The organism is Calditrichota bacterium (genome assembly GCA_020637445.1).
GTDB lineage: Bacteria > Electryoneota > RPQS01 > RPQS01 > RPQS01 > JABWCQ01.
The window spans coordinates 489,859-503,847 of the sequence record JACJVZ010000001.1; the positions used below are offsets into that span (position 1 = coordinate 489,859).

Here is a 13,989-nt window from a genome sequence, read left to right on the forward strand (position 1 = left end):
AAATTAAAGACTTGTAAGGACGGTTATCATCCTGTGCCGGACTGACCCGCCATTTCATATGATATGAATTTCTGCTCACAATTCCACCCCTATCCAAAAAAGAAACGGCCCGGTATGTTAACCCGGGCCGTTTCAACAGTTTTGCTGCTTTTCTATGGAGTCGCGGACGAAACGACTATGTAGAATTTGAAGTCGTCCACATCAGCCGCGCCCGTGTCCGTGAATGTCGTACTGGAAGTCGATCCTTCAAGCGTCGTGAACGGTCCGCCCGACACGGTTGAGGAATAGACGCGATAGTAGGGTGCTCCGGCGTCGGCCCAATACAGGACAATGTCGCTGCCGCTCGCAATAATCACAAGATCAGACGGAACCGGCGAGGAACTGCCCAGCAGTCTGATCATGCGTTGGCCGCCCTGCGCATTCGGCACGAGGTCTTCTTCGCTGAACCACAAGGAGTCGCAGCCGTCGAAGAAGTAGCTGTTGGCGCTCGCGGTGTTGTCGTCGCGGCCAAATGCTTCGTATTTACCCTGAGCAGGATTGCCAACACTGACATAGAAAGGCCCGTTCAAAATCAACGGATCGCCGGATCCATCCAACGTTGAAACCGTTGCCCACACAACTTGGCCTGAAGGCAAACCACCGACAACATTGCCGATCGAGCCGCTGGTTTCGTCAAGCACCATGGTGCCCGGCAAGCTTGCGGTGCCGTCCGCGAGATACACTCTGCCTTGAATCGGCGAATGTGCGGTATCAGGATGGAACTTCGCCACGGCAACTTCGAAGCCGCACAAAAGGAACGGATAGGATTCGGGAGTATATTTTACCGCCCATTCAAACCCTGTTTCGCCCGCCCAATTGTATCCCTCTGCACTGCCGTCGTCAAACGAGATTGCAGTCGGGCAAGTGCCTACGTCAAAAGACATGGTATCGGTATAGACCGTGTTCACGCCGTCTGCGGCGCGAATGTAATAATCATACGACCCTTCAGTCAGTGCCAAAATTGCCGAATATTCGTCGGGATTGCCTGTGACAGGCATGTTGGTCGATGAGAAAGCACCGCCGCCGCTGGCCCGATAGAACAGCGTGGTGGTAATAGGGCCTGCGTCGTCTGTTACAAGCGCCGTGAACACCGTATTCCCCGGTTCACCGTCACCGTGAGGATCGTGCGTAATTTCCGGCGCAAAGTTTGGTACGACGATCGAGAACGAAGCGTCGGAAACATCTGTTGCCACGGGTTCGTTTACGGAAGTCAAACGGATACGCGCATTGGTCGTTGCAGGACCGCCCAACGCAATCGATGCGCCGGCATTAGGTACGGTAGCTAAGTTCTCCCACGTTCCGCCCGGATAATCTCTGTTCAATTCAATTAGAATATTACCCGTCACGTTGTTCGTGGTCCAGCTAATCGTCTCCATTGCATTACCGTTGAAGACTTCGCCGCCGTCCGGAACAACGACTGTGATGGTCGATACAATAATTGTGAAGTCGGCATTGGATTCATCCGTCGCGCTCGGTGCATTGATGCTCGTTACGCGCACGCGGCAATTACTGGAACTGGCTGTTCCCGTCACGGTCCAAGATTGACTTCCGTCATTGGGCGTACTGGCAAACAGCGTTTCCCACGTGCCGATCGGATAATTGCGGTTCAGCTCGATCAGCATATTGCCGGTAACGTTAGTCGTCGTCCACGTAATGGTCTGATTCGTACCTGCCGTCCAAGATTCTCCGCCGTTCGGTAGAGTTACGGTCGCCGTTTCCAAAATTGCCGGGCTTAACGTGAAGCTCAGGTTGTAGACCTGAATCGCATTTACCGAACCCGCCGGATACACTCGGATGAAATAAGTCCCTGCGCCGGGCAGTACCGTCGCCGAAATTGTCTCGGGCAAACCATAGCCGTTGGAACTTGCCTCGGCCAGAACGGTCGTTCCGTTGGTATCATACAAGCGCAGGCTCAGGTCTTGGTCGTCCGTTGTGCGAGTCGTATCAGACGAGGTGCAGGAGCAAGTTTGATTTTGAGCACATTGGTCGAAGAACAGTCCGACGGGCGCTGCCGTAATCGTAATCTGGCGGTTTGTCGGAACGGTGAACGAATAGTAATCTTGGTCGCTATTGTCGTCAATCGATAAATTGTTCATCGTCGTTGTGCCGTCCGATACCGCACCCAACATGGTCGCAGTCGCGGCGGTATTGTTGGTCTCACAGGTGTCGCCGTATTGACGCTGCGCTCCGCGAATATCGTCATGCTGAGGGCCGTCGTAAGCGGTGCAAACGAACGGCTCCATTAGGAATTGGCAATCGGCGGGACAGACGTGCGACAAACCGATGCCATGTCCAGCTTCGTGCGACACGACGTTGCGGAAGAAGCGGTAGTTGTTCGAACTCGATTGCCAGTTCTCGGCATTGTCCAACACCATGTCTCCGGTATTCGGGAAATAGTTATAGGCCAAGACACCCGAAGAACCGTCCATGGGAACCGCGGAAATACGGATGTCTCCGCGCACGCCAAGCACACCTGAAGAACTAAAAAGCGCGGCACCGTCGTCGTTGGTTTCTTCAATGTATGTCAAGCCGGTCAGGTTTTGCCACTCATTGAAGGCCTCGCGGAATTTCGCTTTGCCCGCCGCCACGCTACCGAACTTGGCGGTCATCATCGCGTGGATGTTGTTGGTCTGGTTGCCGAATCCGTTCGGCGGTGGACTGTCCGGCACGGTCACACCGTCCGGCACGAAGCTGTAAGTCAAGACCGTCGGATCACCCTGTCCGCCCGTTGTGCCCGAAGCGGTCGACGTCCAGCGCGAACTGGCGATATACGAAGCCGGATTGTTATAAATCCTGTTCACGAGCTTCATGACTTCTTCGTCAGGCGTACCGGGATCAAAACAAAATGCTCTCGGAGCAAACGCGTTAGACCATGTCGGTTTGGTTTCGAGCGCAGTGACTTGCGCCCACGCCGAGCTCTCGACGGCCGTCTTGCCGCAGATCGGGCAGCAATCGCCAGCCCTGCCGGTTTGAGGAATCAGCATAACAACAATCGCCGCCAAAAGCAGCGGAAGAACTAAATATCCAGAATTTTTCTTCATCCGAGGACCCATGTGTTTCATCGTATCGAATTGCAGCTAAATTTAGATTGAATATACCTTTTAGGCTACCAAAATAAGAGAAATACAGTCCAAATGCAACAATTCGCGACCTTTCAGAGTACTTGCCATAGTCGGCTAGATTCAAACAACCTACGCAAGGAGTCTGCCATGTGCTTGCATTACGGAGAGACTCTGCGTATTTTTAACAATTGAGTGATTTTTGATTTTGTTTGTCAAATGAATATAAAACAAAGTATTAGAAAGGGCCATACCATGCGCTACTTGCTGAACATCGCTGCCGCGCTGCTCTTGGTGTGCCTAATATTCACACTTGCACCCGTACCTCAGGCAAACTCGGCCGTTGAGTTGACCTGTGAGCGCTGCGGCAATGCACCTCTTGCCGTTTGCTTTGCGGAAGGAACTAATCCCGACTATGTTGCCGAATGGACACAACGGTTGATGGACCAGTTCGGTACTCTGGACTATAACCTTGGCGGCCGCTGGGGCAACACGGCCAGTGGTGGGACTGGAACTCAAGGCGACGGAGTGCATCTGACATACAGCTTCGTTCCCGACGGTTTAAACATCGGCCAAGACCCGAGCCAACTTTTTGCCACCATGAATCAGCAATTTGGTTCGCCGGAAGTTTGGCAAGGGATTTTCGCTCAGGTTTTTGGCCGTTGGGCTGAACTGACCGGGAACAGCTACGAGCAAGTTTCCGACGACAGCGCCCGCTGGGGTCAGAATTCGCCCGGCGTGATCGGAGCGCGCGGAGATATTCGGATTGCGGCGACGGTGATTGACGGTCCGAGCAATGTTCTTGCGTATAACTATTTCCCGGACCGTGGCGACATGGTGCTGGACGTTGCGGAGAGCTGGAATTCTCCTGCTAATAACTACCGGTTCTTGCGAAACATCACGATGCACGAGCATGGCCACGGTCTTGGCTTGGAACATGTTTGTCCGGCCAACACGACGAAATTGCTCGAACCATTCTATTCTGGTGCCTACGACGGCCCGCAGCACGATGACATTCTGGCGGGACAACGCAATTACGGCGATCCATATGAGCCGAACGACACTCCTGAGAGCTCGACCAATTTGGGACTTATCGAAGGCACGACTGTTCTTTCCAATGTCAGCCTTGATGACAACTCAGACTCCGATTGGTGGAGTTTCGATGTTCTGTCAAATCGCTCTGTCACGGTTTTGCTGACGCCCGACGGATATACCTATCTTGAAGGGGAACAAAACCAACAAACCGGTAATTGTGAAGCCGGAACGTCGTACAACACCGCGGACAACCAAAACCTGAATTTCACGCTCTTTGCGGGTCCGGACACCGTAAGTCTCGTGACGGTTGCGGGGCGGCCGGCGGGCTTTCCCGAAGAACTTTATCGATTTGATCTTCCGTCCAATGTCACAAACTTGAAGCTGCATGTCTGGGGCGCGACGGAAAACGAGATTCAACTCTATCAATTGTCGATCGAATCGGTCGATCCGGCCACTCCGTATTTGGTCGGATGTCCGTTGGATATTGATACGACCTTGCAAGGACAGCCCCGCGCAGGTGCAATCGTGCTCACGAACCCTGTGCAAGCCGGCGTTCTTAACATTGAGTCGATCACTGTCTCAGGACCGTTCACAGTATTTCCCGACGCACAGTTTACTTTGAACCCGACTGAAGAACAAGCGATACAAGTGACGTTCAACGGTGAAGACTTGGGGACTCAATACGGAACGTTGACGATTGCGCACAACGGCCCCGGCCCCGATCTGACCTGTGAAGTATCCGGCACGGCCATCACGTCCGGACTCGTAATCTTCTTGGGATCGTCCGTGGATTTCGGCGATGTTCCTGTGAACACGGTTGACAGTTCGCTCGTGGCTTTTCGCTCGGAAGGCAACGTGTCCCTCGTGATTAATTCGATGACGGCGTCCGCACCTTTCAGCGTGGATTTCGAAGGTCCTGTGTCACTGCAGCCCGGTCCGCTGCTTCGTGTCTATCCGAGAGTGATGCCGACGCAGCTTGGCGAATCACGCGGGTGGTTGATCATTCATCACTCTGCGACGTCTTCACCGGACAGTGTCGAACTGATTGTGAACGGAACGGAGAACGTCTCCGCGAACGACGATCCGTTGCTGCCCACAGACTATGCACTCTATCAGAATTATCCGAATCCGTTCAATCCGACGACGACGATAGCCTTCGATTTGCCGCAGGGATCGCCGGTGAGTTTGCGGATATTCAATGTTCAGGGTCAGCTCGTTCGCGAATTGCTTGACGGTGCACCTTTGGCACCGGGCCGTCACGAGATTTCGTTGGATGCAAGCGGGTTGGCGACGGGCGTGTACATCTACAGGCTTGACGCCGCGGAATTTCATTCTGACAAAAAGCTGTTGTTGTTGAAATAGTATGACTCCAACCGAAACCTCTGGCCGCTACAAAGTTTCATCCAAAGTCTGCCTTGTGCAGAATCTGGGCGTCAACAAAACTTTGTTTGGAGGCAACATGATGGCGTGGGTGGACGAGGCTTCGGCAATTTTCGCCCGCGAATACACCGGCGAGCGTTATTTGGTCACCTTGAAATTCGGCGAATTCGAATTTCACCATCCAGTGCGCGAAGGCGACATCATTCATTTCTTCTGCATGAATCCGCGCATCGGCCGCACAAGTGTTTCCTTTGAAGTCGAAGCTGTGCGCACCGACGGCACAGTCGTCGTACAAACCAGCGCGGTTTTCGTAGCCGTCGACGACAACGGCAAACCCAAGGCGATTGCAAAACGCCAATCCTGACCCCGACCACCATTCTCAACCCCGCCGCAAAATGAACAAAACTCTTCATCGACCGGAACCGCAGACAAACGGTATGACTCGCAACGGCGCGCAGCACGGTTTCCAGCCCTCCGAACTTTTTGGACAAAACGTGTTCTCACTGGCCGTGATGCGTCAAGTTTTGCCGAAACCGGTCTATAAACATCTACTGGCGATTCAAGAGTCCGGCACCTCGCTCGATCCCGCGACTGCGGACGTCGTCGCCGCGGCGATGAAAGACTGGGCGATGGCGCGCGGCGCAACGCATTATTCACACTGGTTTCATCCGCTGCATGGTTTGACCGCTGAGAAGCACCAGTCGTTCTTGATTCCCACGCAGGACGGCGGAGTTATCACCGAATTCACGGGTGACAGTTTGCTTCAAAGCGAACCGGACGCTTCGAGTTTTCCGTCAGGCGGTACGCGCTCGACGTTTGAGGCCCGCGGCTATACCGGTTGGGATCCGACGAGTCCGGCCTTCTTGATGGAAGGCCGGTTTGGAAAGACACTCTACATCCCCAGTGTGTTTCTGGGTTTCAACGGCTTCGCGTTGGATAAGAAAGCTCCGCTCCTGCGCTCGATTGACGCACTGAGCAAGTCGGCGCTGCGCGTGCTGAGACTGTTTGGACACGAAGTCGAAAACGTCGTCACGACCGTCGGCTGCGAACAAGAGTATTTCATTGTTGATCGCAAACTCTATCTTGAACGACCCGACCTAATGACCTGCGGCCGCACGCTCTACGGAGCGCGTCCGCCCAAAGGTCAGGAAATGGAAGACCACTATTTCGGTTCGATCCCCGAGCGTGTGCTGGCCTTCATGGAAGACCTTGAAGTCGAGCTCTACAAGCTCGGAATTCCGGTCACGACCCGTCACAACGAAGTCGCACCGGGACAGTTCGAATTGGCACCCGTATTCGAACGGGCCAATATCGCGACGGATCACAACATGCTGATGATGTCTGTGATGAAGAAAGTTGCTGCCCGTCACGATCTTGCTTGTTTGACACATGAAAAACCTTTCTCCGGTATCAACGGCAGCGGCAAGCACAACAATTGGTCGATGGCCGACGATCACGGCAACAACTTGCTTGAGCCGGGATCAACTCCTCAGGAAAATGCGCAGTTTTTAGTTTTTTTGACGGCGGTCGTACGCGCGATTCATTTGCACGGTGATTTGCTTAGAGTTTCGATAGCCACTGCCGCGAACGATCACAGGCTGGGTGCAAACGAAGCCCCGCCGGCGATCATTAGCGTCTACCTCGGCGATACGTTGACCGAAGTCGTCGAAGCTATCATCGGCGGAACCAAAGCCACCAAGAAGGACGCAGGGTATCTGAATATCGGCGTCACGTCGTTGCCGCCCCTGCCCATGCACGATTCCGACCGCAACCGCACGTCGCCGTTCGCCTTCACTGGCAACAAGTTTGAGTTCCGCGCAGTGGGCAGCGGACAAAACATCGCTCGTCCGAACATGGTCTTGAACGCCATCGTTGCCGAATCTTTGAATCACATGACCGATGAAATTGAGAAGGCGAAGAAGAAAGAAAAGGACTTCAACAAAGCCGTTCAGGGAGTGGTACAAAAAGAATTGACCGAGCACCAAGCCGTGCTGTTCAGTGGTGACAACTATTCCGCTGAGTGGCATGCGGAAGCCGCCCGGCGCGGCCTGCCCAATCTGAAGACTTCGGTGGATGCCTACCCCGCTTTCATCACCAAGAAATCCGTCAAGCTCTTTTCGACGTTGGGGATTCTTAGTGAAGCGGAGCTGAAAAGCAGGTACCATATCAAGCTTGACACCTACATCAAAATGTTGAGCATCGAAGCCGGATTGATGTCGTCGATGGGTGCAACGCAGATACTTCCCGCCGCCATGGAGTACCAGCGCCATGTTGCGACGTCTATTGATATGGTCGAATCCGTAAATTCATCGGCGGTGCTCAACGGTCAGCGTTCGTTGCTTGAAGTCTTGTCACAGTCTGTTGAGAAGTTTATCCGCATGTTGGAAGTACTTGATGCCACACGAGCCAATGTGCCGGAATCCGAAGATCATTTGAAAGTTGCAAAGTACTTTCTTGACAAAGTAATCCCGGCAATGCTGGACTTGCGTGCAGCTGGCGACGAACTCGAAGTACTTGTGGATGACAGGGTCTGGCCCATGCCGAAATATCGAGATCTGCTTCATCTGAGCTGATCGAATGCTGCGCAAAAGCTCAGGCGCCTCCAGCAAAGCTGGAGGCGCTTTTTTTGTTTCACGCAATAATCCTCGCAAGTCTCTATTTGTTATGACAGTGAAGCCGCTTAATTTTCGACCTCCCGGTCTGTTAATGTGTTGAATTATGTGCAATTATGATGAATGCGTGCATTTCCTTATGTGACTATTCTCACGCGGCAGCACTGTTAACTACTTTATAAAAAATGCTTTAACCCCTTGACTTCCCGGTGTCTCCGTTGTATTATTTAGGTGAGTCCTGCATGCCGTGCTTCGCTTCCTGCTCTTCTGTTTCAGGGTGCTGAAGAGCACGGCATTTTGTTTGGACTGACCCTTCCTGAATTCCTATCCCATAGGCGAAACGGGCGCTTTCGCCCGGAGGTGTCTAATGAAACCATTTAGTAAAAGGTTTGTACGGGCCGTGCTGTTTTTATGCTCGGCCTCTCTTGCTCTTGCGCAAGGCATCGGCAAATTGTCGGGAGTTGTGTCGGATGCGGCCACAGGCGACCCTATACCTGCTGCGAATGTATCGATCGATGGCACGACTCGCGGTGCGACGACGGATGTCGACGGCGAGTTCTTTGTGTTAAACTTGCCGATCGGTACGTATTCCGTGCGCGTTTCAACCATCGGCTTCGTGACACAAGTCATCGAAGGAGTCGTGATCGAGTCTGAAGAGACGACCGAGCTGGCCATCAAGCTGACAGAAACAGTTCTCGAGGGTAAAGAGGTCGTCATTCAAGCCGAACGTGACGTCATCAAGCGAGACGTCGCCAACACGGTGCGCAGCGTGGACGCGAGAGAAATTACGGAGTTGCCCGTCACGCAGTTTTCTGATGCATTGGCAAAGCAGGCCGGTGTGGTTGGAAGTGGGGACAACCTCCACATTCGCGGCGGTAGACGAGATGAGATTCTCTTCTTAGTCGACGGATTGGCAGTGCGTGACCCGCAGTTTCAGCGTCGCTATTTGGAAGTTCCCAAGTCTGCTATCGGCGAAATGCAAGTCATGACCGCGGGATTCAACGCCGAATATGGTGAAGCGCAATCCGCGGTGGTTAATCTCATAACGAAAGACGGAGAACCCTCCTATACCGGTCACGTCGAGCATGTCATGGACGTCGACGGACTTGGGGGAACGTGGGACAACCTCGGCAAAGTCTATCTTGACGAAGATGGCAGTCCTTTGCCGCACCAGCAAGCCGACCGTAAGACCGGGTATCAAGATTACGACTACACGGAGATGTCGTTTTCCGGTCCCGAGCCAATTACAAGCAAGCTGCTTCCCAAGATGGGTGTTGAGATACCCGGTCGCATGTCGATGTTTGGTTCAGGGACATTCTGGGGTCGCAACACAAATGAGTTCGGCACCTATATCGGCGGCGACAAATGGTACCGGCCGCAGGTGACGGATCTGTTTGGCTCGGATGTGCGTAAGGCAGAAGTCTACAACAACACGAATCTGAAACTGACCTTCAATTCCGACAAGAACTACAAGATTAGCGCCGGATGGATGAGTAACCAAGAGCGTTTGAACCCGTATTGGTACAGATTGTCACAGGTCTTTCCGTATAATTTCTCATTAGCAGAACAAACATTGGGCATGCATGCGCTGGCCGCGATTCAGGGACTCGCGACCAACGCGGATGAATATCCGCAACTGACGCTGCAAGACCTCAACGGCGATGGTGTGGTAGACGGCGCGGATGAACGGCTTGCGGACGACGACGGCGACGGCAGAATCGACGAAGAAGCTCTGAATTGGGTCGATGATGACGGCGACGGTAGGATCGACGAAGACTTGCAGTCGTATGTCTACAACCCTGCCAATCACACTCGTACTGAGTTGATTCGCGATCAGCAGATGTATGTCACGTTGAACCACACGCTGAATTCAAAAACGTACCAAACTGTTCGCATCGGATTATATGATGCGTCAAGAACTCTGTCAGGCGGAAACAAGGCCGCGAACGAATACGGCATGGCCTCTGAACCTTACGTCGATTTGCCTGAAGCCGATGGCATCCCCAACGGCCGTTACGACATCGGCGAGCCGTTCACGGATTTGGACGGCGACGGAATGTGGGACTACAACAATCCTTCCAACGCCTATCCCAACGTGTATGGATTTCACATCGCCGGAGACGGACTGGCGGGCAACAACCAACAGCTTGTTCCCGACTGGGCGAAATTCAAATCGCAAACGTACACACTAAAGTACGACATTACTTCGCAGCTCACGGTACGGCACCAAGTAAAGGCCGGACTCGAGTACAACTACTTTAACGTCTCCGCCGAAGATCGGCCCTATCCTACGATCGACAACGGCGGCGAAGGTATTTATACGGACGTCTATCGCTATTACCCGACCTCCGGTGCGGCCTACCTGCAAGACAAAATGGAGTACCGGGACATCATCATCAACGCCGGATTGAGACTTGACTATTGGAGAATCGGAGGCGACGCGATTCGCAATCCGCTCGCGCAGGACCCGACGTTAGCGAATTACGTTGATTTTGATCCGCCCAGCAAATCCGGAGACGCCTATCTTTCTCCGCGTTTGGGAATTGCCTACAGCGTCACGGATCACGACGTCTTTCATTTTAACTACGGGTACTTCTATCAACGAGGTCAGCAAGACTACTACCTCACGGGCGTCAACCAGCTTCAAACCGGCGGAACTCCCGTCATAGGCAATCCTGACCTCAAGCCATCCAAGACGATTGCATATGAGTTAGGTGTCCGGCATCAATTTGCCAATGACTACTTACTCGACGTTTCGACGTACTACAAGGATATCAAGAACTGGATTCAAACGGCGTCACAGAACCAGCTTTTCTTTGATCTTGGCATTCCCCTCGCGAGTCGCCAGAACGCGGCAATCTACTATAATGCCGACTATGCTTCGGTGCGCGGCTTTGAGTTCAATTTGTCCAAAGATTACGGATCGTATCTGTCCGGTCGCGTCACGTATACGCTTTCGTGGGCCAGTGGAAAGAACTCGTACAACAACGGTTCCCAAGTCACTCGTTCCAACTACGTAGAACCGGCGGGAGAAACCCCGCTCGCATGGGACCGCCGCCATCAGATCGTGTTCAATCTGGGAACGGAGTATCCGCTCAAAGGCAAAGCGTTCTCGATGGAGTGGCTGAGAACCGGGTGGACAATCAATCTTCTCTCGCAGTTGCTCTCAGGGCTTCCTTACACTCCGACTCAAGTCAACGGCAGCAACATTGAAGGACAAGAGTTCTCGGAGAATACTCCGTGGACCTATTCCACGGACCTGAATATCGGCCGTCACTTTGCAATGGGCGGACTCAACTGGCAAGCACTGCTCGAAATTCGCAACGTCTTTAACACGAAGAATATTCTCGGTTGGGACAGAAATCAGGACACGATTGACACGTACTTGGACGGCGAGCCCGGTTACATCAACGACAGCAGCAGTCCGAACTACGGTCTGAATCCTCACAGCGGCGCCAATCCCGATGCGTGGGACAATCCGCGCTTGGTTAGGGTTGGACTGGCCGTAGACTTCTAACCGCGAGAACAGACATGAAGAAACACATATATATTCTCATAGGTGCTGCCGTCGTGCTTCTGTGTCTCGCAGTAAGCGAGTCGCAGGCCCGCCGCGTGGATTCGCCTCGCGGTCCGGATCGCAGCAGATTGGACGACATCGATCCCGGTGCGCGCACGGACGTGATCGCGCACGACGTCGGGAATGTCCGGTTCACGATTGCAAATTACGGCGAAGCGGGAAACCCCAACAACCTCAACGGTTTCGCCGGCATGGAGTTCCCCATCAACAGCGGGAACGATTTTCTCTTTTCCGCAGGCGTTTGGATCGGTGGCATTCTAAATGGCGAGCGGTTTGTGTCGACGGCTACCGACGGCGACAACGGTACCGGCGAGTTCTACCCGAAGAACATCCTTGCGGCGCCTTTCTCCAACTCTTCGTCAAATCCGGATTGGCATTTGTCTTCAAAAACTCTGACTCGCTTCAACGAGCGTTTTTTTGCCTTAGGAGCGAAAGACTTTGATGACGACGGCGACTGGAACGCGGAAACGGACGACTGGAACGGCGACGGGAGGGCGTCGAAAAATTTTGACGGCGGCCGAGGCTTGATCGGATTCGACGACGACGACGATGGATTAATCGATGAAGAAATAGTCAACAACATCGATGATGACGGCGACGGTGAAATCGACGAAGACACGGACGCCAGCGGCGACGCGAACAACGACGGAAACTGCAACTACGATCCTGAGCCTCATATCGACGAGGATCCCGTCGGTGACATGGCCCGCGACTATGCGGACAATGACTTTGACGGTTTAGTGGACATGGAGGATCCGGACAACGACGGCGATTGCTGTCCCGGCCTGCTGGATGACGATGGCGACGGACTCGAGGATGAGGACGGAAACGCGCGCGGCGTGCAAGAGTACTACGCGGTCTTCACCGACGACATTCAGGCCGAATATGTTTCAAGCCCCGATGTGGACGGGCATACGCCGCTCGGTATCGTAGTAACTCAACGAACCTACGCGTTTCCCGAAGACTATGCCGCCGACTTCATTTTGTTGGACTACCGTATTCGCAATGTCGGTCCGCTTCCGCTCCGCAATGTCTTCATCGGTATGTTTGCCGATCCTGACATCAAAGCACAAGGCGAACCGGGCGACGCAGCGTCTCTCGACGATGCAAACTATTACGATCCGGGAAGATTGATGGCGGTGCAAATAGACGATCTTGAAGACGCTGACGGTCCCGGGCCGGGTGTGTTTGCCATGCGCGTAGTAAAAACTCCCGTTGCGTTGGATCAACTTCGCGTTTCATTCAGAAACTTTGACCGTGCGTCCGGTGGTGATCCCGAGACTAACGCCGACAAATACGACATGATCTCCTCCGGTGATATTGATCCGATCAGTCCGGAGTTGGGCGATTGGCGAATGTTGATCGCGTTCGGAGAAGAGGCCACTGAAGGCTTCACAATTCGTCCGGGAGAAACGCTGCCGATCACAGTAGCCTACATCGCAGGCGAAGACACGGCGGACATCGGTGTAAATGCGGAGTGGGCACTGGCGATGTACTTGAACGATTTTCAGGGGCCGTCTGCTCCTGATGCGCCTGAGTTTGCGGTCGATGTTTATGAAGATCGCACGCGTATTCGCTGGAAACCGAATGCAGAGCTATCCGTCGACGCCATTACCGGCGAGGCGGATTTCGAAGGCTACCGTATCGAACGTCGTACGGGACAATTGGACTGGGAGCGGTTGGTTGAATACGATTTGGTAGACACACTTCCCGGTGAATTCGAATGGGCAAACTTCAATTACGGCATGCCCGATGATACGATTTTCTATCCGGATGGAACTTACGAGTATGCCTATTGGGACACGGACCTGATTCCGGGACATCCTTACGAATACGCCGTACGTGCCTTTGATAAAGGTACATTTGGTGCGGGTGTTCTTGTGTCCGGCAGGACTGGCAACTCCAAGTCCGTCGTAATTGCCAGACAGGCAGGCGATTCCACCGGAGTCCGCCCGCTGTCGGAAGTCTACGTCTTTCCCAATCCTTACAAGGGCGGCCACCCGGGTGAAGCGATTCCCAATGAAACGGCCGCGGGACTGGAATTCGTACGCAAACTCTTTTTCCGCGGCTTGCCGACCAACACCGATCCCGGCAAGTGTATGATCCGCATCTTCTCGCTTGCCGGTGATTACCTTGGCGCAATCGACCACTACAACGGCACCGAACAGGCGGAGTGGAATATGCGAACTCGCAACGATCAGGAAATCGTCAGCGGCATCTACTATTTCTCGGTGGAATACGGCGGCGATAAGTACCTCGACAAATTTGTCGTCATCAAATAAAGGAG

General features: G+C 53.5%; 6 protein-coding genes. 5 read left to right on the forward strand and 1 reads right to left on the reverse strand.

Annotation, left to right across the window (positions count from 1 at the left end):
* Window positions 1-152: 152 nt before the first annotated feature.
* A complete protein-coding gene (locus H6507_01850) occupies window positions 153-3,080 on the reverse strand; it encodes a matrixin family metalloprotease (GenBank protein MCB9367845.1) in 2,928 nt (975 codons plus the stop codon).
* Between the two features lie 273 nt (window positions 3,081-3,353).
* Between H6507_01850 and H6507_01855 the strand changes: the two genes are divergently transcribed.
* From H6507_01855 to H6507_01875, 5 genes are all read left to right on the forward strand, one after another.
* On the forward strand, window positions 3,354-5,495 hold the full coding sequence (locus H6507_01855) for a choice-of-anchor D domain-containing protein (GenBank protein ID MCB9367846.1): 2,142 nt from the start codon (window positions 3,354-3,356) through the stop codon (window positions 5,493-5,495).
* A 1-nt stretch (window position 5,496) separates the two neighbouring features.
* The gene (locus H6507_01860) at window positions 5,497-5,877 is read left to right on the forward strand and encodes an acyl-CoA thioesterase (protein MCB9367847.1); all 381 of its coding nucleotides are present in this window, start codon (window positions 5,497-5,499) and stop codon (window positions 5,875-5,877) included.
* A gap of 73 nt (window positions 5,878-5,950) precedes the next feature.
* On the forward strand, window positions 5,951-8,086 hold the full coding sequence (locus tag H6507_01865) for a glutamine synthetase III (GenBank protein MCB9367848.1): 2,136 nt from the start codon (window positions 5,951-5,953) through the stop codon (window positions 8,084-8,086).
* A gap of 406 nt (window positions 8,087-8,492) precedes the next feature.
* Window positions 8,493-11,642: a TonB-dependent receptor gene (locus tag H6507_01870; protein MCB9367849.1), complete on the forward strand. Its 3,150-nt coding sequence runs from the start codon at window positions 8,493-8,495 to the stop codon at window positions 11,640-11,642.
* A gap of 14 nt (window positions 11,643-11,656) precedes the next feature.
* The gene (locus tag H6507_01875; GenBank protein ID MCB9367850.1) at window positions 11,657-13,984 is read left to right on the forward strand and encodes a fibronectin type III domain-containing protein; all 2,328 of its coding nucleotides are present in this window, start codon (window positions 11,657-11,659) and stop codon (window positions 13,982-13,984) included.
* Window positions 13,985-13,989: the final 5 nt, after the last annotated feature.

Excerpts from the sequence above, each read along its gene's own strand:
- H6507_01870 (MCB9367849.1), top strand. The coding sequence starts at position 8,493 with ATGAAACCATTTAGTAAAAGGTTTGTACGGGCCGTGCTGTTTTTATGC.
- H6507_01875 (MCB9367850.1), top strand. The coding sequence starts at position 11,657 with ATGAAGAAACACATATATATTCTCATAGGTGCTGCCGTCGTGCTTCTG.
- H6507_01855 (MCB9367846.1), top strand. The coding sequence starts at position 3,354 with ATGCGCTACTTGCTGAACATCGCTGCCGCGCTGCTCTTGGTGTGCCTA.
- H6507_01865 (MCB9367848.1), top strand. The coding sequence starts at position 5,951 with ATGACTCGCAACGGCGCGCAGCACGGTTTCCAGCCCTCCGAACTTTTT.
- H6507_01860 (MCB9367847.1), top strand. The coding sequence starts at position 5,497 with ATGACTCCAACCGAAACCTCTGGCCGCTACAAAGTTTCATCCAAAGTC.
- H6507_01850 (MCB9367845.1), bottom strand. The coding sequence starts at position 3,080 with ATGAAGAAAAATTCTGGATATTTAGTTCTTCCGCTGCTTTTGGCGGCG.